The following is a 22917-nucleotide window of genomic DNA, read 5'->3' as shown; positions in this document are numbered from 1 at the left end:
TTTCAGCGTGGAGAGTTGACCCGGCACTGTCCTCTATCCGTCGATCCTTCAATGATTCCAGGATGCCATCAGGCTCTACAACGCTGAATCGGGTATCGGGCAAATGCGCTTTATATCACTATTCCCCATTTTATTTCCACAGGAGGTCTCAATGGCAGCAGAAGGTCAAGGAAATCCAGCAGTCGTCGGTCTGGCCGGTTTTGGTTTAACGACGTTGATTCTCCAGTTCCATAACCTTGGATGGTGCGGTATCGGGCCGGTTCTGGCGCTTGCTCTTGCTTTCGGCGGGGTGGCCCAGCTGATTGCCGGATTTCAAGAGTTCAAGTGCGGCAACAATTTCGGTTACAGTGCCTTTGTTTCCTACGGCTCGTTCTGGATCGCCCTGGGGATTGTTTGGATGCTGAACCATTTCAAGGTTTACACCCTCAGCCACACCGACGTCGGCTTTTTCCTGGTGGTCTGGACCCTATACACCGCGATCATGTGGGTCGCTGCCATGCGGGTTCACGGTGCCATGGCATCTACGTTCACCTTGTTGTTGATCGGTTTTATCGGTCTCGATCTGGCTCATTTCGGTTTTCCCGGGTTGACCAAACCCACCGCCATCGTTTTGATTCTGTGCGCGCTGAACGCCTGGTATATGATGGCCGCCGCCATTTATGCCCAGGTGTTCGGGAGACCGATTCTTCCCGTTGGAAAGCCGTGGATCGATTCATCACCCGAACCCGTGGGAACCCTGGCTAAAGAAACGGCCTAATCGTGTTACCGGCGGTGGAACCGGGTATCCTACCCCTCACACAGCCCATGCCGGTCGTCATTGAATCGAACGGTAATCCCTGAATTTAACCCACAGGGATCCACCACCCCTTGCCCGGAGCGGACGGCCCCCTCCGGGCAAGACCGTGGTGCCCGATACCGTCCTGCTGCGACAAACAGATACATCGAACCCCATTATCGACGCAATCAGCGCCAAGACTCGAAAGGATATATTCATGACCAACCTATACGATAGCGCATTCTCAGAATCCATCAGCGATCCGGAACGTTTTTGGGCGAAGGCGGCGGAAGACTGCCACTGGTACAAGCGCTGGGACAAGGTGCTGGATGACAGCAACAAGCCCTTTTACCGCTGGTTCACCGGCGGGCAGATCAACACCTGCTACAATGCGCTGGACTATCACATCGAGCAGGGCCGGGGGGACCAGCTGGCGCTGATCTACGACAGTCCGGTCACCGACACAATCCGGAAATACACCTACCGTCAGCTTCGGGACGAAGTGGCCGGTTTTGCCGGTGTGCTCAAGGCGCAGGGTGTCGAAAAGGGAGACCGGGTATTGATCTATATGCCCATGATCGCGGAAGCGGCCATGGCGATGCTGGCGTGTGCGCGCATCGGTGCGGTGCACTCGGTGGTATTCGGGGGTTTTGCGGCCAAGGAACTGGCCACGCGGATCAACGATGCCAAGCCCAAGGTGATCGTGACGGCGTCGTGCGGGATTGAAGTGAAAAAGGTGATTGCGTACAAGCCGCTGCTGGACAAGGCCATCGACATGAGCGCGAGCAAGCCGAAAAAGTGTATCATCTTTCAGCGGCCCATGGAGAAAGCGGCGATGATCGCGGGCCGGGATGTGGACTGGGTGGAGGCGATGGGTTCGGCAAAGCCGGCCGACTGCGTGCCGGTGGCGGCGACGGACCCGCTGTACATTCTGTACACGTCGGGCACCACGGGCCAGCCCAAGGGCGTGGTGCGGGACAACGGCGGCCATGTGGCGGCGCTCAAGTGGACCATGAAGGCCATTTATGACATCGATGCCGGTGACGTATTCTGGGCGGCTTCGGACGTGGGCTGGGTGGTGGGCCACAGCTACATCGTCTACGCCCCGCTGTTCAAAGGTGCCACCACGATCCTGTTCGAGGGCAAGCCGGTGGGCACGCCGGACGCCGGTGTGTTCTGGCGGGTGATATCCGAGCACAAGGTCAAGGCCATGTTCACCGCCCCCACGGCATTTCGGGCGATCAAGCGTGAGGATCCCAAGGCCGAGCTGATGAAGAAGTACGACCTGTCCAACTTCAAGATTTTATTTCTGGCCGGTGAGCGCACGGACCCCAATACCCTGCACTGGGCCGAGGACGCCCTGAAGGTGCCGGTGGTGGACCACTGGTGGCAGACGGAGACGGGCTGGGCCATCGCCGCCAACTGCATGGGCCTGCACGCGTTCCCGGTCAAGGAGGGATCGCCCACCAAGCCGGCGCCGGGTTGGAACCTGCAGGTGGTAGATGATGGCAACCAGCAGGTGGCGCCGGGCCAGATCGGTGCCCTGGTGGTGAAGCTGCCGCTGCCCCCGGGCGCGCTGCCGACATTGTGGCAGAACGACGACCGCTACGTGGAGTCCTACCTGGAAGAGTTTCCCGGCTACTACAAGACGGCCGATGCGGGCTTCATCGATGCGGACGGCTACGCCTACATCATGAGCCGGACCGACGACATCATCAACGTGGCCGGTCACCGGCTATCCACGGGGGCCATGGAAGAGGTGCTTTCGGACCATCCGGACGTGGCCGAGTGTGCGGTGCTGGGGGTGGATGACGACCTCAAGGGCCAGGTGCCGGTGGGCTTTGTGGTGCTCAAGGCCGGCGTATCCAAGGCCGAAGGCGAGATCGTCAAGGAGGTGATCCAGATGGTGCGCGACCGGATCGGCCCGGTGGCGGCCTTCAAGACGGCCACGGTGGTCAAGCGACTGCCCAAGACCCGCTCGGGCAAGATCCTGCGGGGCACGATCCAGAAGATCGCCGACAACAAGGCATACAATGTGCCGGCCACCATCGACGACCCGACCATCTTGGGCGAAATGGAGGAAGCCCTCAAAGGCATCGGTTACGCCGGTTCAAGAAAAGGTTAATCAAAATAGATATAGTTCTAACGGCGCCGGGGTGTGCTTGCGTATCGCTCCGGTGTCGTTTTTTATTTTGGGGCTATCTGCATTCCTGAGAAAAACAAGGCAACGCTTGACCTTCAAAAAGACATCGCTTAAAAATTTATAGATGACTTTACGGCCTATCTGCGCTACATTTTCAATGTTCTGCCAGCCCGTTTTTTACCGCAGGTGTGACTCCCCATCATAAACCACCATCGCCATTTGCGACCTCCAACGCGTGGCGATTATAGATAGACCGGCCTGGTGCAGCAGGTGCTTTGCATTTACCGCCCATCGTCGACGGAGGTGGCCTCATGGCTTTTCATCCAGGTCGATTCTTCAGATCGTTTGCCGCCGCTGCCATTTTCGTCCCCATCGCTTTTCTTTCGCCTGCCCTGGCCGCCGATCTGGCCATTTACATCGACAAACAGGAAGATTCCTTAAATGTTCGGGCCGTCTCGGTATTCGATACCTCTGCATTCACCATTGATTCCCAGACCGGCATGGTTCAGAAAATGGAGCGGATCTACGACCTGATCGAACGCCGACCGGAAGCAGCCGGTACCTTGGATCAAGTTGGTGACTTCATGGATAAACAGTACCGTACGGTTCGGGCGCTTATTCCTTTTTTGAAAGAGGAGAAGGAAAAACAAGACACGGATGCTCCGTCTGCAGAGCTCGAAACATTGAACCGATTGCTGGCCGAGGCCGGCGGGTTGCTCTTCGATCCCATAGAGCCCCTGGTGGCAAGCGCCAGCGGCATCGAATTCGTGGTTACGGAAGATTGTTTTTTTTATCCATTCGATGCTCTGCATGTCAGCGGGACGTCCCTGTTTCTTAAAAAACCGGTAGCCTACCGTCTATCCCAAAAGAACACAACCACGCCACAGGCATCTGCCAGTTGGCGTGGGCTGATCATCTCGGATGCGGATGAGGACCCTGAAAAAGGTGTCGCCACTGTTGCCTCCAGCTTTCCCGGTGCATTCGGCTTTGACGTCCAGAGCGTCCGACGGGAAGACATCCAAGGCATATCATCTGTGGATTTCATCCTGGTCAGCGCCGACGGCGGTGTGAACGGATTTAAAATGAAGCACCTGGAGCTTCGCCCGGAGATGCTCTCGCGCCTGCAGCCGGAGCTGGTCTATTTCGACTGCAACCGGTACGGGCTGAACCTGAATTTTATCAACCACTTCGACCAATCCGGCGTCTCCACCTATGTGGCACCCATTTTCAGTCGGCAGAAGGGTGATGCCTCCGCCCAGACCATGATTCGGTTTTTCAGGGCGCTGCTGAACGGTGAGCGTCCATCCCAGGCAATGTCTCTGGCACGAAAAACCCTATATGATTTCTATGTTCTCGCGGGAGAGGATGAATTGACGGCGATGAGAAGTGCATTTCCTTTTCGGGTATATCGTCTCAATTAGGGGGTCATGACGATCCGCTCACGGCGGACCGCCTTCAGCCCTATCACTCCTGATACCACTCCTCGGCAATGTCGGCAATTTTTCTGGACGATGGGATAATATGCCATAGCGATCCTTCTTACCCGATAAGCATAAAATTTATCTCATTCCCGCGAGTCAACGGAAATGCGTCATCGTTCGGTTGTAACCGGTCTGAAAGGATGCCCCTTTTAAATGCGTGTGCTAAAGGATTCACTCATGGTTCAAGAGATTCCCGAATATGGCATCCGGTATGTGTTGACGGCACCGGTCCACCGATCCCTGCCAGCCCGTTTCACCGACGCTACCGCTCGGCAGGTGCTGCGATTTCATCGCACGCTGCCGGGGTATCGGTCAACCCGTCTCGTCCGCCTGGGCGCGCTGGCCAGGCGTTGGGGTTTAGGTGAGATCCTGGTCAAGGACGAATCAACGCGGTTTGGGCTGAACGCCTTCAAGGTGCTTGGCGGAAGCTATGCCATCGCGCGATTGCTCTGTCAGCAATTGAAAATCGAATTGAAGGATGTCGACTTTGACTATCTGACCAGCGATGCCGTGCGGCGGAGACTCGGCCAGACGACCCTCACCGCGGCCACCGACGGCAACCATGGATGCGGCGTTGCCTGGGCGGCTGATCAATTGGGGCTGGAGGCCAGGATTTTTATGCCCAGAGGATCGGTGCCATCCCGGGTGGCAAATATTCGTTCCTACGGCGCTGCCGTCGAGGTGACAGGCCTGAATTATGACGACACCGTTCGTCTGGCCTGCCGCATGGCCCGGGAAAACGGGTGGCAGGTCATTCAGGATACCGCATGGGAAGGCTATGTCGACATTCCCCGTTGGATCATGCAGGGCTACACCACCCTGAGCAGGGAGGCGATAGGCCAGATGGCAATGGATCGGCTGCATCCCACGCATGTTTTTGTTCAGGCGGGTGTAGGGGCTTTTGCCGGCGCCATGATTGCCCATCTGGTGAATGCATTCAAGGAGAAGCCGCCACGGTTCATTGTTGTGGAACCAACCCGTGCTGCCTGCATGCTTGCTTCAGCCGCTGCCGGTGACGGTCGACCCCATGCCGTCACCGGCGATCTGGATACGATCATGGCCGGCCTTGCCTGTGGGGAGCCCAGCCCCTTGGCATGGGAAATCCTGCATGCATTTGCTAACGCCTATGTCAGCTGCGATAATTATGTGGCCGCCAACGGGATTCGCATTATGGCCAATCCCCTGGCGGGGGACGATGGCATCGAGTCCGGAGAGTCCGGTTCGGTGGGGATTGGTCTGCTGGATCTGATTGCCAACCATCCGGATTTTCTTGATTTAAGGCGATCCCTCCATATCGGGCCGGATTCGACGGTGCTGCTGTTCAACACCGAAGGGGCCACCGATCCGGATAATTATCGCGAGATTCTCTGGTACGGGAAATATCCCCTGGTACCCGGAACCGTTGAAAAGTAAGGCCATTTGCGCTTACCATCGTGCGCAGTTCAGAGGGGCTTGGCTGGCTTCAAGACGCCGGATGTTTTCGACGACACCTGCCACGATTCCCTGCATGGAAAGATCCGTGGATCCGGCTACATGCGGGGTGGCCAGCACATTTAATGCAAAGATCGGGTCGCCGGGATCCGGAGGCTCTTCCCAGAAGACGTCCAGTCCGGCACCGGCGATGGTGCTGCTGGACAGGGCCCATTCCAGGGCATCCCGATCCACAATACCGCCGCGGGACAGGTTGATGAGATAGGCGGTGGGTTTCATGAAGGCAAAGGTCCGACGGTTCATCAGCCCCATGCTGGCGGGGGTGACGGGCAGGCAGAGAAAGACGACATCCGATTGGCCCAGCAATTCAGGCAATTGTTCAGGGCCGCCGACCCAGTCCAGACCCAGGGCCGCTTTGGCCGTTTGCGGGTCACGGTTTCTGATCCCGATGATGCGGACACCAAATCCCCTCAGCCGTTGAATCAAGGCTTGACCAATGCCACCGAGACCCACCAGCCCGATAGTCCTTCCCCCCAGCGCCTTGCCCTGGGGCTGCCCCATCCTGCCCACCTGGAGGCTCCGTGCCATCCCGCGAGCATCCCGAAACAGACCGATCATCAGGTAGATGCCCAGTTCGGCAACCGATTCGGCGTTGCCCGATGTGGCGGTGGGAACATTGGCCACGAAAATCCTCTTCTCCTCTGCCGCGGCCATGTCGACTCCCTCCAGTCCTGCGCCGCACTGTTGAATTAGTTTCAACCGGTCGGCCTCTGCCAGCAGGGTGCGGGTGACGGGACACATGGTGGGTATGAGCACATCCACCCCGGCCAGGCTGTCTATGGCAAATCCGCCGGTTGCCGTAAAGCGATGGTTTGGCAGTTGCGTCCGGACGATTCCCAAAAATCCACCCCAGGCATCCTCGGGTGCGGCAAACAGGATGTTCACGCGGTCACCTCCATTTTACCTATTTTCGGCTCGCTGTGCTCCTTTTCCACCAGCCTGCAGATTGCCTCCGATGCGGCGCAGTTGACACCGATCTTCTCAAGCCCGGAGATGTCTGACGGAGCCATGCCGGAAATGGCATCCACCGCCGCCGTGATTCGGAAATCCCGTTCACTGGCTTCGTAAATGGATGTTCTCGGGCAGTTGGGATAGTTGCAACCAGAGAAAACCAGGGTGGAAACGGTTCTCTCTCGGAGGAAGGCTTCAAGCGGTGTGTGGTAGAATGCCCCCCAGCGGGGCTTGAAGACGATGGCCTCTTGGGGGCCGATCGGCTGGATCGCCCCGGACATCAGCAGATCGTCGTCGATGCGGACATCCTTGCCGGGGAGCAGCGGCTCTGCCGGTCGACGCCCCGACGATCCTTTCAGCAAAATCGGTTTTCCCGCCAGCAGCGAATGTCGACGGCACCGGTCGGCGTCCTCGGCATCGGGTGTGTAGATGCGGATCACATGGACGATGGGCCGGCCGGCATCGCGAAAGGTTCGACACAGTCGACTGATTTGTGGAAGAATGGTTGTGGTGCCGGGTACTGTGAACGTTCCGCCGTCAAGGGTGTCGTTTTGAACGTCGATGGTGATCAGGGCGGCCCGGTCATATTTGGGAAGGGTAAATTGATCGGGTGTGGTCATGGTCGTTTTTCCGGACGAAGATTTTTTCAAGATCGATGGTGGTATTTTCTGAAGCCGATAGCACAGATATTTTAAAGCTGCAAATAAAGATGGTTTTCATGCTTCATCCGATAGTGCATCGGTTCCGGCCGTTTTCCTTGCTTCGGTACAGCAGGGTGTCGGCGCGCTTGACGATGCTGTCAGTGGTGTCCGTTTTATTGGCCAGGGTGCCGCCGATGGACACCGTGACCGTCAGGGTCCGGCCGTTTTCCCGGGTATGAGATTTCTCCACCAGGGACCGGACCCGTTCGGCAGCGGAACGCAGGCCGTCGTCATCGACGCGCTTGAGGATGCCGATGAACTCTTCCCCGCCCCAGCGTCCCATCAGGTCCGATGGACGGGCGGCGTTCATGAAGGTGCGGGATACGGTCTTGAGCACGCGGTCGCCCACGTCATGGCCGTAGGTGTCGTTGACCCGTTTAAAAAAATCGATGTCCATAAAGACAATACCGAAACCTGTGCCATAGCGCTGTATCTCGGAAATCCGGCTGTCCAGTTCCATTTCAAGGTAGCGGCGGTTGGCCAGTTGGGTCAAGTTGTCCAGGAAAGAGAGTTTTTCCAACTCCCGGACCTTGGTTGTGATGGCGTTTCCGGCGCTCAGGTCGGTGAACAATTCGGCACCGCCGATGATGCTGCCGGAAGTATCATGAAGGGGCGCCGCCCGGATCCATACGGGAATACGGTGGCCGTCTTTGTGGCGCAGGTAGACCTCCGCATCGCGAAATACACCGTCCGCGATAGTGGATGCCAGCGGACATCTGCCCAGGCACAAGCTTCTTCCCTTGTCATCCACGTGGACGAGAATATTATCCCGGCACTGGCGGCCGATCACCTCTTGGGAACGATACCCCGTGATTTTTTCAGCCACGCGATTCCAGTAAATGATGGTTCTGTCTTTATCCACCAGATACAGCCCGTCGAAAATGTTTTCGATAAGCGATCGGAAATCGATGTCCATAACGGTTTTCTCATACCTCCTTGACGGGTTTGTCGTTCATTATGTCCGTGCTTTCATCTACTTCAAATCAAAATACCGCCAAACGGCATCTTCCGCCTTCAAGGTAATCAACCGCTGGGACGTTCGCAGGGTAATCTTGTTGTAGGTGGTTTTCAGGGACTCGACGTTCTCTTTTATTTGAAAGCGGATTTCGGCAGCGCCCCGGCGGTAGGCCGAGAAACCGAATGCCCGTGTCGGGGTGACGACGGCGGCCACCCGGCCTTCAACCGCGTTGGCGACGACCGACTCGCCAATGGGAAGACGGGTCTGGAAAAAGCCGCCGGTATCGGTGCCGAAGCCGACGATCCGTTCACCGGTCAGCATAATCACCAGATGGGCGGAGATGAGCATTTCAGGTGTTTCCTTTTTCTCATTGATTTTCAAATAGCGCGTGTTCCACTGCCCCGATTTTACGGAAACGGCCAACAGCCGATTACTGGTGAGAAAGGCGCCAACTTCCCCTTTTGCCCCCTGCCAAAGAATCTTTTCCCGTGAACGAAAATCTTCTGAGAATTTCCGGCTTCCATCCACCACGGCGATGAATGCACTGTCCGTGGTAAAGATTTCCACCAGATCCTCGACCTCTTCGTAGGCCATGGTCCGGGTGGAGATCATGAGCAGGGGGAGAATCAGCACTATCAGTATTTTCAAGTCAAATCGTCCATTGGGTTTTGACGTTTTTAACATCCAGCTAATCCGAAACATAGCGGGGATAGGTGGACTTGGCCGCCTCCGCCCACCGGGGATCGATGTCTGCGGTCAGAAAGGGTTTTTCGACGGACGTGGTTCCTAATACGGCACCTTCTTCAGGTTCGATGATCCAGCCGGTGCCGCCGAAGTCCGATCCCGGAATATTGGGACCGTTCAGGTTCGACGACAGACAGAAGGCGCCCGATACTACCGCGGCGGTCCGGCCGCCGGCGATCCACTTGTCGGTTGATGAGGCCGGCGTCACCCGCGGGCAGATGAGGATGTGAACGCCTTGCCGGCCATAGTTGCGGGCGTGCAGGGTGAACCACAGCTCCGTGCAGATCAGAAATCCACAGACGATGCCGCCGCAGGCAAAGGGTTTGAAGGCGCCTTTTCCCCTTCGGTACCAGGACGCTTCCCAAAAACCGGCCTCGTCGGGCAGGTAATATTTGGTGTGGGCCGGGATGACACCGTCATCCGGTGTCCACACAAACCCTTCATTGTGCGGCACGCCGCGGCGGTTCACCGGCCGGGTACCCATGACGACGCCAGCACCCAGTTCGGGCAGGCGCTCAATCCAGCGCCGGTGGGATTCCACGGTTTGCCGCCAGCGTTCGGGATCGACCCGATCTGAGGCGGCCGGCCAGGGGTGGAAAGGCATTTCCGGCAGCAGGACCAGATCGCTTTTGGCCGAGCGGGTGTGGTCGGCCAGGTGGTCCCATTGTTCGGCCAGCGCCCCGGGATCGTTAGGCAGTTCGCATACGGTGACTTTCAACAGATGGATCCTTTTCCCGAATGAATGCGCAGTCCAATTGGCAATGCCGCCAATGCAGGCTGAATGACTGAAAAATCGGATGTTAAGATCTACTTTACATCATCTCGCGGTCCGGTCAAGAACCCCTTCTCCGTAAATCTATCGTCGAGGCTATCGGATGGATTCCTTTCAGATACCGTCGCTCTTGACTTGCGGAGTGTTCCGAATACCCATTCAAGGCCCTTGAATTGTCATTGTTGCCGGGGTATCGTTTGTCTCTCCTGGCTCCTATTCCTTTATGAATAACCGTCTGAAAGGTCCCGATGCAGCCCGACCCTCTTCCCGCCAAGCGCCGCCTGCTCCTGATCCTGGCAACACTGCTGGCCTTGTTCCTGGCCGCACTGGACACGCTGATCATGAGCGCGGTCATGCCAACCATCGTGGCCGATCTGGGTGGGCTGCACCTCTACAGCTGGGTCTTTTCCACCTACCTGCTCAGCCGTGCCGTGGCCCTGCCGGTGTTCGGCAAGCTGGCGGACCTGTTTCCCACCCGCACCCTTTACCTGGTTTCCATTCTCATCTTCCTGGTTGGGTCCGTGCTGGCAGGCATGGCCCGGAGCATGATGGCCCTGACCGTGTTCCGGGCCATTCAGGGGATCGGCGCCGGTGGTAATTTCGCGCTGGTATACATTGTCCTTTCGGATATTTCCGAGCCGGAAAACCGTGGACGAATGATGTCTTATGCCAGTTTCGTATGGGGGCTGGCCAGTGTTCTGGGTCCCTCTTTGGGCGGTTTTATCGTCAACTGGGTCTCCTGGCGCTGGATTTTCTACATCAATGTGCCCATCGGCCTGCTTTCGATGGTCGGCATTTGGTTCTTCCTGAAGGAAACCCGCGATAAACACCAGATTATCGAGATCGACTATGCCGGGATCATCACCCTGATCGTGGCGATCCTCTCCTTTCTCACCGCTTTTTTACTGGGTGGACGGGATTACGGGTGGACATCGCGGCCGATCCTGGGGTTGTTCGCCCTGTTCGCCCTGTCCGCCGCGGGCTTCTATGTTGCTGAAAAACGCAGCAACGAACCCATCCTCTGCTTCGATTTTTTCCGGCTGCGGGGATTTTCCAGCGGTAACGGCCTGGTCTTTTTCAGCAGCGCGGCCATTTTTTCGCTTTCCGCCTTCAGCCCCCTGTTCATCCAGGGTGCCCTTGGCCAGTCACCCTTTCAGCTGGGCATCGTCATGATGTTTCTCAGCTTCGGCTGGTCGGCCGGCGCCCTGTTTTGCGGGCGACAATCCAACCGCTGGGGCGAAAAACCCTTTTCCCTGGCCGGTGGTGTCATCCTGATCGCCGGTTGCCTGATGGCCGTGCGGTTTAATTCGGATACCAGCCTGTGGACCTGTGCCGCGGCCATGGGACTGGCCGGCGTGGGTATGGGGTTCACCTCCATCGCCACCTTATTGGTCGTTCAGAACAGCGTGGAGAAGAACGATCTGGGCGTGGCTACCTCATCACACCAGTTCACCCGTACCCTCGGGGGGACCGTGGGTATCGGCATCTGCGGCAGCCTGGTTACCGCTCAGTTCGCCCGGGTGGCGGATACGCTGAATGCCTCGGCGCTTCAAACGAAAATACCGCCTGCGGTGATGGATCAGATCCGGCGGAATTTCGAGAATTTTTTCCGCCCCGACGTACAGCAGCAGCTGTTGCCCCATGCACAGACAGTTTTGCACCAGGCCATCGGCAACTGTGTCATCGATGTCTTCTGGCTGGCGCTGATCGCTGCGGTGATCTGCCTGGTTTTTGGTATCTTCCTGCCGCCCCGCTGAAGAATGGATTGCCTTTCCCCTGAAAAAACTTGACAGGTAGAGATGGACACTGTATTTTTTGCCCAATTTTATGCATGAAAGGAATGGATCCGATGCGTGGCTTTTTTACCGGCAGCTTTTTTTGCTTTTATTATTTTTTTAGCAAGGGTCTGCCCGGCGCGCGCTGAATGTCCTGAGAATCCAAACAGACAAACCAAGCCGTGGGCAGACCGAGAAACCCCACGGCTTTTTGCTTTTTTAGGGCCGTGGAGAAATTCTCCCCGGCCCTTTGTTAATGATGCACCGCCCAATGATCGATTGGTAAAGAAAGCGACCAACATACCATGACAGACAGCGAGAATACAACCGGTTGCACGATGGCTACCGACATCTGCACTATCCGTAACCAGATCGACAGCATCGACGACACCATTCTGGAGCTGATCAACCGGCGGCTCAACCTGGCCAAACGGATCGGCGAGTTAAAAAAGGACAGTGGCAACCGGGTAGTAGACAGCACCCGGGAAAGCGAAATTCTCAGGCGCCTGACCGGCCTGAACAAGGGGCCGTTGAACCCCAACGTCCTGCACCACATCTTTATCGACATCATTGCCGCCGCGCGTGCTATCCAGGCATCCCAGCGGGTGGCCTATCTCGGACCCGAGGCCACTTTCACCCATCTGGCGGCCACGAGCCACTTCGGCTACTCCGTCACCTACGTGCCCCAGCCCAGCATCCGGGAGATTTTCAGTGAGGTGGAAAAGGGTGCCTGCGACTACGGCGTGGTGCCGGTGGAAAACTCGGTGGAGGGATCGGTCCGTCACACCCTGGATCTCTTTTTCGAATCGGACTTGTGCATCTGCGCCGAGCGTTACCACCAGGTATCCTATGATCTGCTGGCTCAGGAGATCAGCCTCAGCGCGATCAGGACGGTCTATGCCCATTCCCAGGCCCTGAACCAGTGCCGCACCTGGCTCAACCAGTATCTTCCCGGAGCCAAATTGAAAGAGTGCAGTTCCAGTGCCTTTGCCGTAGGGCGAGCGGCGGAGGAAAAGGGCGTCGCAGCCATTGCCGGCGGGGGTGCGGCGGCGATCTTCGGGTTGGAGGTCGTCGCTTCGAAGATTGAGGATTTTTCACGCCCGCCTACACGATTTCTGGTGATCGGCAAGGAGAACGTCCGGCCGTCGGGGAAGGACAAGACCTCATTGATGTTTGCCCTGGCCCATGTGCCCGGCGCTCTGGCCGGCGCTCTTGCCCCCATCACCGAAGCCGGCATCAATCTTGTAAAGATCGAGTCCCGTCCGACGCGACACGAGAGCTGGAGCCATTTCTTTTTCATCGACCTGGAAGGACACCTGGAAGACGAAAGCATCCAGAAGGCCATCGAGCTGATTCAGCCGCACGCCCTTTATCTGAAAAACCTGGGTTCCTATCCCATGCTCGGCGTGGGTGTTTAAACCATGGCATCGGAAACTGCAAATCTTAATGTCGATTCCAACACGCGGCTGTATGCGGTGATCGGAGACCCGATCGCCCACAGCCTCAGCCCGGTCATGCACAATGCGGCGTTCCGTCAGACAGGCCATAGCGGGGTGTATGTGGCCTGCCGCGTTACGGATTTGCCCGGGGCGATCGCCGGCATCCGAGCCCTGAATATCCGCGGCTGCAGTGTGACGATTCCCCACAAGGTGGCGGTCATGGATCTTCTGGACCACGTGGACTCCATGGCCCGGCAGATCGGCGCGGTCAACACCATCGTCAATGACGCCGGGCGGCTTTCAGGCTTCAATTCGGACTGCCCAGGCGCCATGGCCGCTCTGCTGGAAAAAACCCCCGTCGCCCGCAGGCGGGTGGCGGTAATCGGCGCCGGCGGTGCGGCCCGGGCCCTGGCCCATGGGGTAAAGGCCCATGGCGGGCAGTTGACCATCGTCAACCGCAGCGAGGAGAAGGGGCGCCGGCTGGCCGGCGAGGTGGGCAGTGATTTCTGTCGCCTGGTCGATTTCTCGGGTGTCGGCTATGACATTCTGGTCAACACCACCCCGGTGGGCATGATTCCCCACGTGGATCAGATGCCCGTTTCCCCCGCCTGCCTGCGTCCGGCCATGACGGTGATGGACATTGTCTACAACCCCCTGGAAACAAGGCTGCTCAAAGTGGCGCGGGAATCCGGCTGCACGGTGGTGGACGGGGTCGCCATGTTTGTGCACCAGGGTGCTTTCCAGTTCGAGCGCTGGACCGGGGAAAAGGCACCGGTTCAGCTGATGAAAAAAACGGTTCTCGCGGCCTTGGGAAAAAAGCAGTAAAAAAGGAAAACGACCGCCATGATCGAGATCAAGCCCCATCGCATCGGCCGTTGTCAGGTCAGTGTGCCGGGATCCAAGAGCTACACCCACCGGACCCTCATTGCAGCCGCGCTGTCCGACGGTCCCTGCACGGTAAGCAACCCGTTGCGCAGTCAGGACACCCTGTTGACCCTGGCTGCCCTAGTGAAGATGGGGGCGGTGGTCGCCGACCATGAACAGACCGTATCCATCCGCGGATTAAACGGTCGGTTCAAGCCCTGCCCTGAGCCCGTCTATCTGGCCAATTCCGGTACTTCCATGCGACTCCTGGCAGGTGTGGCGGCCCTGGGACAGGGCACCACCATCCTTACCGGCACTCCTCGTATGTACCATCGACCCATTGCCCACCTGCTGACGGCGTTGAACCAGCTGGGCATCGGTGCGCGGTCGGTGAACGGCAACGGCTGCCCGCCGGTGGAAATTCCGGGCGGACAGGCAGCGGGCGGTTCGGTGGCGATCAACTGCAGCGTGAGCAGCCAGTTCCTCTCCTCGTTGCTGCTCATGGCACCCTGCACCCCAAAGGGCATGTCCATCACGGTGTCCCACGGGCCGGTGTCCCGGCCATACGTGGACATGACCGTGGATATTTTGGAGCGCTTCGGCATCCGGGTACAGCGGGACGGTTACACCCGGTTTGACATAGACGGAGGCCAGACTTACCGGGCCGGCAACTATACAGTGGAGCCGGATGCCTCCCAGGCCGGATATTTCTGGGGGGCGGCTGCCATTACCGGCGGCAGCGTTACCGTCAAGGGGGTGTCGATCGATTCCACCCAGGGCGATGTAGGTCTGGTCAGGGTCCTTGAGCAGATGGGCTGTCGGGTAAACCACGGAGCCGAGGGCATTACGGTGACCGGCGGCGAGCTTCGGGCCGTAACGGTGGACATGGCCGACATGCCCGACATGGTACCGACTCTGGCCGTTGTAGCGGCATTTGCCGACGGCACGACGGTGATTGAAAACGTCTCGCATCTCAAGGCCAAGGAAAGCGACCGGCTGGCATCCACCTGCGCCGAACTGAAGAAGATGGGCATCGCCGCCATCGCCGAGAATGACCGGCTCCGGGTGACGGGAGGCGCACCTGGTGGCGCTTCGATCGAAACTTACGATGACCACCGCATCGCCATGAGTTTTGCCATGGCCGGTCTTATGACGCCAGGGGTAATGATTAAAGAACCGCAATGCGTAGAAAAATCCTTCCCTAACTTCTGGGAGGTATGGGAAACGCTTTACGCAGGCTGACGAACGCCATGAATCTTTTTTTAATCGGATACCGCTGCACGGGAAAGACGACCGTGGGAAAAGCGCTGGCCCGTCGGCTCGGATGGTCCTTCGTGGATACGGACCGGATGATCGCTGCAACTTCGGGGACCAGCATTGCCCGAATGGTTGATGAAAAGGGCTGGACCTATTTTCGGGAACAGGAACGGCAGACCCTGAAAGCGCTGTCTGCTGATGACCGGCAGGTGGTAGCCACCGGCGGCGGCATTATCCTCGATAAGCGCAATGTCTCCGTCATGAGAAAATCGGGAACCGTTGTCCTGCTCACGGCCAGCCGGAAAACGATCGCGGCGCGGATGCTCGCCGACGATGCCACCGAGGAAAGCCGACCGTCTCTCACCGGCCAGGGGCTGGTCAGAGAGATTATGTCGGTGCTCGGTGAGAGATTGCCGTTATACGAAAAGGCGTCCGATTTCGCCATCGATACGAACCGGAAGAAAATCGAGGCCATTTGCGACCGGATAATAGAACAAGCGGGATTGAAAGCCGAGGCCGGATAACAGTGGCCCTGCCGCTGATCGGAGATGCAACTTTCGTTTTTTGCGAACACCTTATCGCCGGGCTGAGGCACTGTCCACCTGAAGCGATGAATGAAATCAACCCATAACACCAACCCAACAGGATCGCGTACCATGTCCAGTACCTTCGGAACACTTTTTAAGGTTTCCACCTTCGGTGAATCCCACTGCAAAGGGGTGGGCGCTGTTCTGGATGGATGCCCACCCGGCATGCAGCTTTGCGAGGCGGACATCCAGCCGCAGCTGGATCGGCGCCGGCCGGGCCAGAGCAAGCTTACCACCGACCGTCGGGAAACCGATCAGGTAACCATTTTTTCCGGTGTGGAAAACGGTGTCACCTTGGGGACCCCCATTGGCCTGTTTGTGCCCAACAAGGATCAGCGGCCCGGCGACTACCGCCAGATGAGCCAGATCCCGCGGCCCTCCCACGCGGACTTCACCTACCAGATGAAATACGGCGTGCGCGCTTCGTCCGGCGGCGGACGGTCCAGTGCCAGGGAGACCATCGGCCGGGTGGCCGCCGGGGCGGTGGCGGAAAAGATGCTCAAAGAAGCCTACGGGGTGGAGATCGTCGCCTGGGTTAGTGCGGTCAGCGACATTCCGTCGTCGGCGGTGGACGTGCGAACGATCACCCGGCAGAGGGTGGACGGCAACCTGATCCGATGTCCGGACCCGGCGGCTGCCAAAGCAATGGAAGCCCTGGTGGCCCGGGTCAAGGAGGACAAGGACAGCGTGGGCGGCATCGTAACCTGTGTGTGCCGCCATGTGCCCGCCGGCTGGGGCGAGCCGGTATTCGACAAGATGGAAGCCAAATTGGCCCAGGCCATGCTCTCCATTCCGGCGACCAAGGGGTTTGAGATCGGCTCGGGTTTTGCCGGCACCCGGCTAAAAGGATCGGTCCATAATGACCCATTCGTGGCTGCCGATGGCCGCCTGGGGACGATCACCAACAACAGCGGAGGTATTCAGGGCGGTATTGCCAACGGTGAACCCATCATTTTCCGGGTGGCTTTCAAGCCGCCGGCTACCATCGGCCTTGCGCAGCAGACGGTGGATTTCAATGGCAACCCGGTGACGCTGGAGGCCAAAGGCCGCCACGACCCCTGTGTGGTGCCCCGGGCCGTGCCCATTGTGGAGGCCATGGCCGCGCTGGTGTTGGGGGATTTTGCCCTGCGCCAAAAAATGCGAGCGTAGGCGATGTCCGTCCAAAACGGGCATCTTTCGGCCCAGGCCGGTGTTCTCTTCATTTATGAAATCCTCGACGTAGCGCTGCTACGCCTCCGGTTTCAAAAATGCTTCGGCCTTGGCCTGAACCAAAATCTACCCTTGTGAACGGACACCAGACCATACATGGATATTGGCATTGAGGAATTAAGGAATTGAAACTATCCAAGCGAATTCAGGCGGTCGAGGGCTCCAAGACGGCCCGGTTCATTCCGTTGCTGGACGCCCTGAAGCGGCAGGGCCGGCCGGTGATCAGCCTGGCCATCGGTGAACCGACCTACGATACGCCGCCGCCGGTGATCGACGCCACCAAACAGTCCCTGGACCGGCAGGAGACCCGGTATAGCGACATGGCCGGGCTCATGGGCTTAAGAACGGCCCTGGCCGGCCGGTTTGACGGCTGCGGGGCCGAAAACATCGTCGTCTTCAACGGGTCCAAACAGGCGCTCTATGCCATTTTTCAAGGCATTTGCAATCCGGGAGACCAGGTGATCATTCCCATTCCCTGCTGGGTGAGCTTTGCCGAGCAGGTGAAGCTGGCCGGCGGCGATCCGGTCTTCGTCGCCACCTCCAATCACCAACTGGACACCGAGGCCATTGCGACTGCCGTTACCGGAAAAACAAGGGCCATCCTGATCAATTCCCCCAACAACCCCACCGGCGCCGTCTATCCCCGGGAGGCTTTAGAGCGGGTCGCCCGGCTGGCAAATGAACACGATCTGTTTGTGATTGCCGACGAAGCCTACGATTTTTTCGTCTATGACAACCTGCCCCGGTCATCTTTTTACGATCTGGAAACGGTGCGCGACCGGCTGATCCTCACCCGCAGTTTTTCCAAGCATTATGCCATGACCGGCTTTCGCGTGGGCTATGCCGTTGCCCCGCCAGCAGTGGCCGCGGCCCTGGTGCGCCTCCAGAGCCATGTTACCGGCAACGTCTGTACCTTTGCCCAACACGGTGCCATGGCCGCCCTGGAAATGGATGAGGGGCTGCTGGTCCGGCGCCGGATGGATCTGCAGCACAAGCGGGATCTGGCCTTCGAGCAGGTTTCCGGACTCTTTCCCTGCGTTCGCCCCCAAGGGGCCTTCTACCTTTTCCCGGACATTTCCGGTCACCTGCACCAAGGGGAGACGTCGGGGGGGTTTGCCGCCCGGGTTCTGGAAAAGACCGGCGTCGCCGTTGTACCCGGGGAGGATTTCGGTATGGACGGTCATGTGCGCATCTGTTTTGCCGTTCCCGACGATCAATTGCTGGATGCATTCAAGAGAATTCGCGAGGTGCTATGAGCAGCATCGGTATCATCGGTTTCGGGCGCTTCGGCAAGCTTTCCGCCCGCTACCTGTCCAAAGATTTCCCTGTGGTCGTTTCTACCCGGAGCGACAAGGCGGAAGCCATCAAGGCCTGCGGTGCCCGGTCCGTCTCCCTTGAAGCCGCTTGCCGTCAACCGGTCGTGATCCTGTGCATGCCCATCTCCGCCATGCGGGAGACCCTGCGGCAGGTCGCACCGCTGCTCAGCGAAGATGCCCTGGTGGTGGATGTCTGCTCGGTGAAAGTCTATCCGGTTCAATGGATGCGTGAACTGCTACCTGAAACCGTTTCCATACTGCCCACCCATCCCATGTTCGGCCCGGACAGCGCGGCCAATTCCTTGAACGGCCGGAAAATCGTCCTTTGTCCCGAACGCATCGGCGGTGATCAATATGATAAAATCAGGGCATGGCTGGCGCGCCAGGGGCTGGTGGTCATCCAGACCACGGCACAGGAGCATGACGAGAAGATTGCCGTGAGTCTTTCCCTGACCCATTTCATCGGCAGGTCCCTGTCGGCTTTTGGTGCCCGGGACCTAGACATCGATACCGAGGGGTACAAGCGGCTCATGCACATACTGGGGGTGGTCAGCCACGACACCTGGCAGCTTTTCGAAGACATGCACACCTATAACCCCTATGCCAAACAAAAACGCCAGGCGTTTATTGACGCCATGACCGATATACACGAAAGGCTCAGTCAATGAAAGTTGCATTTCAGGGAATACGTGGCGCTTACAGCGAGATGGCCCTCCACGAATATTTTAACAAAGTGGTCGAGACGGTTGGCTGCGACGCCTTCGACGATGTGTTCGATCTGGTGAACAGCGGAGACGTGACCTACGGATTTATCCCCGTGGAGAACACCATCGCCGGCACCGTGGTCGAGAACTACGATCTTCTCTTTGCCAATGATGTGTTTGTCATCGCCGAAGCGTATCTGCCCATCCGGCACACCCTTCTGGCAAAAAAAGGTGCTCGGCTGGAAAACATCAAGGAGGCTTTTTCCCATCCCCACGCCCTCAAACAGTGCAAGGCGTTCCTGAAGTCGAAAAACATCAAGATGGTGCCTTCCTACGATACCGCCGGCGCCGCCCAGGCGGTGGCATCCGGTGACCGTATGGACTGTGCCGCCATCGCCTCGGCACTGTGTGCCGAGATTTACGATATGGAGATCCTGGAGCGGGATATTCAGACCAACAGCTCCAACACCACCCGATTTTTCGTCATTGCAAAAAAAGAGAACGTGCCGGATGGCCACGTGACCGGAAAAACCACCATTGCCTTCAAAACCCGCCATTATCCAGGCGCCCTGGTGGACTGTCTGAAGATATTCCAGAAATACAGCCTGAACCTCACCAAGCTGGAATCGCGGCCCATCCCGGAAAATCCATGGGAATATGTCTTTTATGCGGCATTCGAAGCGGGCATCGACTCGGACGAGGTCAAATCAGCCATCGGCGAACTGACCCTGCACGCCCTTTTCGTCAAGCTGCTGGGGAGCTACCCCAAAGCGGAAAAATGCTGGTAATGCCACAATGCATTCACGTTCTGCCGGTGTTGTCGGCACCTCGACGGCCTGCTGGCGGCCGCCACGCATCCTGAATGGACTGCGAATAAGGACAGCATCCGTGGCCCGGATGGGCGAGCCTGGCTTTATCACCAACGGGAATGACGGTCCAGTCATCAAATCCCTTCTTGACCGGCCATGTGATATTTTGTAAAAAGCCTCCACCGGGGGAGTTTTTTCCAATACCACTATCATTTTAACAAGGAGAGGGGACAAGATGGCTGACTACTACATTAATGTGATTCTGGATGAGGCGAAGAAGGCCACGATCAACGATGCCGGTTTGGCAGACAAGATCATCAAGATCGACGGGAAAGAGGCCATTCAGGTGGAGATGACTGCCAAGGAATACAAAAAACTTACCAAAGGCTTTTCCGGCCTCACCTGTGATGAATCCAAGGCCTGCCTGCTGCCCGCCGAGGCTGAAGCCAAGCTGCTGGGGATCATCGCCGATACAAAAACCCTGGATGTCATGAAGTTTGCCATCATGAAGCTTTACAACCCACTGGCAGGCAAGGCACCCCGCTCAGCCCAGCGGTAGTTTCCTTACCACCAGTAACCCGGTTCGGCGCTCAGCCGTTCAACCCGTTGCGATGCCGGGCCGGTTTCAATATTCTGGGGCCCTGTACGCATCTGCCGGGCCCTTTTTTGTTGCCCCGGTTCATTGGAACCTACAGGGAACCAACCGCCCGAAACAGGAAATCGATCATTGGAAATGATCAACACGCTGGCCCTTGCCGTGGCCCTGGCCATGGATGCCTTTGCCGTTTCCATCGCCTCGGGGGTTTCCCTTCGCACCGTCAGCGCCCGCCAGACCTTTCGGCTGGCCTGGCACTTCGGTCTTTTTCAGGCCATAATGCCCATCATCGGCTGGAGTGCCGGTTTTACGGTCAGAAGCCGCATCGAGGCATACGACCATTGGGTTGCCTTCGCCCTGCTGGCGTTCGTGGCTCAGGGGATGCTCCGATCGGCATTCAAGGGAGAACCGGTGGAGGCCGATGCCAAGGACCCTACCAAAGGCATGACCATGGTGATGCTCTCCGTGGCTACCAGCATCGACGCCCTGGCAGTAGGTCTAAGCCTTTCCATGATCAACGTCTCCATCTGGACCCCGGCGCTGATCATCGGGCTGGTGGCCGGTGCCTTTACCACGGTCGGCATGCATCTGGGCAAAGCCATCGGCAGTATGGCTCAATTAAGCCGCTGGGCGGAAATGACCGGGGGCATCGTCCTGCTTGCTATTGGTATAAACATTCTCCGGGAGCACGGTGCTCTGTCTTTTCTTTCTTAATTTCAAAACGTTCCCCTTATCTGTTAAACGCCAACCGCTGCCCGGCGGGTTCCGCATCGATCTTCCCGTCAAAAAAGGCAAGATGGCCGGAAACGAAGGTGGCTGCGATACTCGATCGGAAGGTCCGTCCGGCAAAAGGTGTCCAGCCACAGCGGTAGTGAATCGGCTGGTCGTCTACGACGGTGGGTCGGTTCAGGTCTACCAGCACCAGATCCGCCCAGTAGCCTTCCCGAAGATATCCCCGCTCTTTTACATCGAACAGGTGCGCCGGGTTATGGGCGGTTTTTTCCACCACCTGTTCCAGGGTGAGCGCACCTTCGTGGACGTGCTCCAGGAGGCTGACCAATGCATGCTGCACCAGGGGCAGGCCCGATGGCGCCCTCAGATAAGGTTGCTGCTTTTCCGCCAGGGTATGGGGTGCGTGGTCCGTTCCCACCACATCGATTGTCCCCTCCCGCAATGCCGACACCAACTGCCGGCGGTCCTCCTCCGTTTTGATAGCCGGGTTGCATTTGATCAGGTTGCCTTTGTCCCGGTAGTCGGTTCCCGAGAAGAGGAGGTGGTGGACACACACTTCGGCGGTGATCCGTTTTGCTTCCAACGGCATCGACGAGAGAAGCGCCAGCTCCCTGGCCGTACTCAGGTGCAGAACGTGCAGCCGGGTGTTGCAGCGACGGGCCAGCTCGACCGCCAGGGCCGTGGACCGGTAGCAGGCCGCTTCGCTGCGGATGGCCGGATGAAGCACGATGGGGATGTCCTCGCCATGGATGGCCTGAAACCGCCGGGTGTTCTCCTCAATGGTGGGGCTGTCTTCACAGTGGGTGGCCACGATGGTCGGGCTGTGGGTAAAGATCTGTTCCAGTGCGTGGGGATCGTCCACCAGCATGTTTCCGGTTGAGGCCCCCATGAAGACCTTTACCCCACAGGCCTGTTTCGGGTCGAGACGCTTGACCGCCTCGATGTTGTCGTTGGCGCCTCCCAGGTAGAAACTGTAGTTGGCAAAGGAGGTATCACGGGCGATGCGGTGCTTTTCCTCCAGCAGGTCGATGGTGGTGGTGGGCGGCGATGTGTTGGGCATTTCCATATAGCTGGTGATCCCGCCGGCCACCGCCGCGCGGGATTCCGAGCGGATGTCGCCTTTGTGGGTCAGGCCCGGCTCACGGAAATGAACCTGATCGTCGATCATCCCCGGAAACAGCGCGCGGCCGTCGGCATCCACGATCCGGTCCGCGTCTTTGCGGGACAGATCACCGCCGATAGCTTCAATGCGGCCGTTGCGAATCAGTAGATCCTGATGGTTCAACCGGCCTTCATTTACCGTCAATGCATTGGTGATAAGAATGGATACCATGGATGCTCCTCGCTGCAAGGGTTAAGGCGTACGGCTGGGCGGGTTTCCGGCATCACAAAAGCGTATTTTACCTGACGCTCACGGCCGAATTCTCATCTCAGCTCCTCGGCATACCTACGAATGCCTGCGAGTTGATGCTCGGATCAGCAGTTCTTTTGAACCCGAATCCTGATAGGGTTTCCCGTAACCCACTTTAACGGGTGACCGTCTGCTTGTCCAGACCCGACCGTGCCCCCGGTTTGGATTCCTTTGTGTCGGCTTGGCCATCCGGCAGACGAGGT

General features: G+C 58.1%; 21 protein-coding genes. 15 read left to right on the top strand and 6 right to left on the bottom strand.

Annotated features, from left to right (window positions below):
- The first annotated feature begins 151 nt into the window (after positions 1-151).
- The 4 genes from ACHZBS_RS09970 to ACHZBS_RS09955 all read left to right on the top strand — a co-directional run bounded on the left by ACHZBS_RS09970 (position 152) and on the right by ACHZBS_RS09955 (position 5812).
- Positions 152-757, top strand: a complete 606-nt coding sequence (locus ACHZBS_RS09970) for an acetate uptake transporter (protein ID WP_319406347.1) — start codon at positions 152-154, stop codon at positions 755-757.
- A gap of 235 nt (positions 758-992) precedes the next feature.
- Positions 993-2900, top strand: a complete 1908-nt coding sequence (locus ACHZBS_RS09965; RefSeq protein WP_319406346.1) for a propionyl-CoA synthetase — start codon at positions 993-995, stop codon at positions 2898-2900.
- A 329-nt stretch (positions 2901-3229) separates the two neighbouring features.
- On the top strand, positions 3230-4339 hold the full coding sequence (locus tag ACHZBS_RS09960) for a hypothetical protein (protein WP_319406345.1): 1110 nt from the start codon (positions 3230-3232) through the stop codon (positions 4337-4339).
- Between the two features lie 213 nt (positions 4340-4552).
- Positions 4553-5812 carry a diaminopropionate ammonia-lyase gene (locus ACHZBS_RS09955; protein WP_319406344.1) on the top strand — a complete coding sequence of 420 codons (1260 nt, stop codon included), beginning with the start codon at positions 4553-4555 and terminating at the stop codon, positions 5810-5812.
- Positions 5813-5824: 12 nt separating this feature from the next.
- Here the strand turns inward: ACHZBS_RS09955 and ACHZBS_RS09950 are convergent, their stop codons facing one another.
- From ACHZBS_RS09950 to ACHZBS_RS09930, 5 genes are all read right to left on the bottom strand, one after another.
- Positions 5825-6775 carry a 2-hydroxyacid dehydrogenase gene (locus ACHZBS_RS09950; protein WP_319406343.1) on the bottom strand — a complete coding sequence of 317 codons (951 nt, stop codon included), beginning with the start codon at positions 6773-6775 and terminating at the stop codon, positions 5825-5827.
- Positions 6772-7461 (bottom strand): isochorismatase family cysteine hydrolase, encoded by a 690-nt coding sequence (locus ACHZBS_RS09945; RefSeq protein WP_319406342.1) that lies wholly within the window; start codon positions 7459-7461, stop codon positions 6772-6774. Before ACHZBS_RS09945 ends, ACHZBS_RS09950 begins: the two co-directional genes overlap by 4 nt.
- A gap of 103 nt (positions 7462-7564) precedes the next feature.
- On the bottom strand, positions 7565-8458 hold the full coding sequence (locus ACHZBS_RS09940) for a sensor domain-containing diguanylate cyclase (RefSeq protein WP_319406341.1): 894 nt from the start codon (positions 8456-8458) through the stop codon (positions 7565-7567).
- A gap of 57 nt (positions 8459-8515) precedes the next feature.
- Positions 8516-9148, bottom strand: coding sequence for a hypothetical protein (locus ACHZBS_RS09935; RefSeq protein ID WP_319406340.1), 633 nt, complete (start codon positions 9146-9148; stop codon positions 8516-8518).
- A 40-nt stretch (positions 9149-9188) separates the two neighbouring features.
- Positions 9189-9962, bottom strand: coding sequence for a carbon-nitrogen hydrolase family protein (locus ACHZBS_RS09930; protein ID WP_319406339.1), 774 nt, complete (start codon positions 9960-9962; stop codon positions 9189-9191).
- A 302-nt stretch (positions 9963-10264) separates the two neighbouring features.
- On the opposite strand from ACHZBS_RS09930, the gene ACHZBS_RS09925 reads away from it, so the two are divergent.
- From ACHZBS_RS09925 to ACHZBS_RS09875, 11 genes are all read left to right on the top strand, one after another.
- Entirely contained in the window at positions 10265-11773 is a 1509-nt protein-coding gene (locus tag ACHZBS_RS09925; protein ID WP_319406338.1) for an MDR family MFS transporter, read from the top strand.
- Positions 11774-12096: 323 nt separating this feature from the next.
- A complete protein-coding gene (gene pheA / locus ACHZBS_RS09920; protein ID WP_319406337.1) occupies positions 12097-13209 on the top strand; it encodes a prephenate dehydratase in 1113 nt (370 codons plus the stop codon).
- Between the two features lie 3 nt (positions 13210-13212).
- Complete coding sequence (locus ACHZBS_RS09915) at positions 13213-14055, top strand: shikimate dehydrogenase (protein WP_319406336.1); 843 nt, start codon at positions 13213-13215, stop codon at positions 14053-14055.
- Between the two features lie 18 nt (positions 14056-14073).
- On the top strand, positions 14074-15336 hold the full coding sequence (gene aroA / locus ACHZBS_RS09910) for a 3-phosphoshikimate 1-carboxyvinyltransferase (protein WP_319406335.1): 1263 nt from the start codon (positions 14074-14076) through the stop codon (positions 15334-15336).
- Positions 15337-15344: 8 nt separating this feature from the next.
- Positions 15345-15875: a shikimate kinase AroL gene (gene aroL / locus ACHZBS_RS09905; RefSeq protein WP_319406334.1), complete on the top strand. Its 531-nt coding sequence runs from the start codon at positions 15345-15347 to the stop codon at positions 15873-15875.
- Between the two features lie 132 nt (positions 15876-16007).
- Positions 16008-17087: a chorismate synthase gene (gene aroC, locus ACHZBS_RS09900; protein WP_319406333.1), complete on the top strand. Its 1080-nt coding sequence runs from the start codon at positions 16008-16010 to the stop codon at positions 17085-17087.
- 185 nt (positions 17088-17272) lie between these two features.
- The gene (locus ACHZBS_RS09895; RefSeq protein ID WP_319406332.1) at positions 17273-18403 is read left to right on the top strand and encodes a pyridoxal phosphate-dependent aminotransferase; all 1131 of its coding nucleotides are present in this window, start codon (positions 17273-17275) and stop codon (positions 18401-18403) included.
- Positions 18400-19131 (top strand): prephenate dehydrogenase/arogenate dehydrogenase family protein, encoded by a 732-nt coding sequence (locus ACHZBS_RS09890; RefSeq protein ID WP_319406331.1) that lies wholly within the window; start codon positions 18400-18402, stop codon positions 19129-19131. Before ACHZBS_RS09895 ends, ACHZBS_RS09890 begins: the two co-directional genes overlap by 4 nt.
- Positions 19128-19955 carry a prephenate dehydratase gene (pheA, locus tag ACHZBS_RS09885; RefSeq protein WP_319406330.1) on the top strand — a complete coding sequence of 276 codons (828 nt, stop codon included), beginning with the start codon at positions 19128-19130 and terminating at the stop codon, positions 19953-19955. Before ACHZBS_RS09890 ends, pheA (ACHZBS_RS09885) begins: the two co-directional genes overlap by 4 nt.
- Positions 19956-20211: 256 nt before the next feature.
- Positions 20212-20535: a DUF6955 family protein gene (locus ACHZBS_RS09880; protein ID WP_319406329.1), complete on the top strand. Its 324-nt coding sequence runs from the start codon at positions 20212-20214 to the stop codon at positions 20533-20535.
- A gap of 174 nt (positions 20536-20709) precedes the next feature.
- The gene (locus ACHZBS_RS09875; protein ID WP_319409077.1) at positions 20710-21285 is read left to right on the top strand and encodes a manganese efflux pump MntP family protein; all 576 of its coding nucleotides are present in this window, start codon (positions 20710-20712) and stop codon (positions 21283-21285) included.
- Between the two features lie 16 nt (positions 21286-21301).
- Here the strand turns inward: ACHZBS_RS09875 and ACHZBS_RS09870 are convergent, their stop codons facing one another.
- Positions 21302-22636, bottom strand: coding sequence for a dihydroorotase (locus ACHZBS_RS09870; RefSeq protein WP_319406328.1), 1335 nt, complete (start codon positions 22634-22636; stop codon positions 21302-21304).
- Positions 22637-22917 lie beyond the last annotated feature (281 nt).

This window comes from uncultured Desulfosarcina sp., from assembly GCF_963664155.2.
Classification (GTDB): domain Bacteria; phylum Desulfobacterota; class Desulfobacteria; order Desulfobacterales; family Desulfosarcinaceae; genus Desulfosarcina.
This window is presented reverse-complemented; position numbering and strand designations above follow the sequence as displayed.

Bases quoted from the DNA above. Each gene is read 5' to 3' on its own strand.
- ACHZBS_RS09970 (WP_319406347.1), top strand. From the start codon at position 152: ATGGCAGCAGAAGGTCAAGGAAATCCAGCAGTCGTCGGTCTGGCCGGT.
- ACHZBS_RS09965 (WP_319406346.1), top strand. From the start codon at position 993: ATGACCAACCTATACGATAGCGCATTCTCAGAATCCATCAGCGATCCG.
- ACHZBS_RS09960 (WP_319406345.1), top strand. From the start codon at position 3,230: ATGGCTTTTCATCCAGGTCGATTCTTCAGATCGTTTGCCGCCGCTGCC.
- ACHZBS_RS09955 (WP_319406344.1), top strand. From the start codon at position 4,553: ATGCGTGTGCTAAAGGATTCACTCATGGTTCAAGAGATTCCCGAATAT.
- ACHZBS_RS09945 (WP_319406342.1), bottom strand. From the start codon at position 7,461: ATGACCACACCCGATCAATTTACCCTTCCCAAATATGACCGGGCCGCC.
- ACHZBS_RS09940 (WP_319406341.1), bottom strand. From the start codon at position 8,458: ATGGACATCGATTTCCGATCGCTTATCGAAAACATTTTCGACGGGCTG.
- ACHZBS_RS09925 (WP_319406338.1), top strand. From the start codon at position 10,265: ATGCAGCCCGACCCTCTTCCCGCCAAGCGCCGCCTGCTCCTGATCCTG.
- pheA (WP_319406337.1), top strand. From the start codon at position 12,097: ATGACAGACAGCGAGAATACAACCGGTTGCACGATGGCTACCGACATC.
- ACHZBS_RS09915 (WP_319406336.1), top strand. From the start codon at position 13,213: ATGGCATCGGAAACTGCAAATCTTAATGTCGATTCCAACACGCGGCTG.
- aroA (WP_319406335.1), top strand. From the start codon at position 14,074: ATGATCGAGATCAAGCCCCATCGCATCGGCCGTTGTCAGGTCAGTGTG.
- aroL (WP_319406334.1), top strand. From the start codon at position 15,345: ATGAATCTTTTTTTAATCGGATACCGCTGCACGGGAAAGACGACCGTG.
- aroC (WP_319406333.1), top strand. From the start codon at position 16,008: ATGTCCAGTACCTTCGGAACACTTTTTAAGGTTTCCACCTTCGGTGAA.
- ACHZBS_RS09890 (WP_319406331.1), top strand. From the start codon at position 18,400: ATGAGCAGCATCGGTATCATCGGTTTCGGGCGCTTCGGCAAGCTTTCC.
- pheA (WP_319406330.1), top strand. From the start codon at position 19,128: ATGAAAGTTGCATTTCAGGGAATACGTGGCGCTTACAGCGAGATGGCC.
- ACHZBS_RS09880 (WP_319406329.1), top strand. From the start codon at position 20,212: ATGGCTGACTACTACATTAATGTGATTCTGGATGAGGCGAAGAAGGCC.
- ACHZBS_RS09875 (WP_319409077.1), top strand. From the start codon at position 20,710: ATGATCAACACGCTGGCCCTTGCCGTGGCCCTGGCCATGGATGCCTTT.
- ACHZBS_RS09870 (WP_319406328.1), bottom strand. From the start codon at position 22,636: ATGGTATCCATTCTTATCACCAATGCATTGACGGTAAATGAAGGCCGG.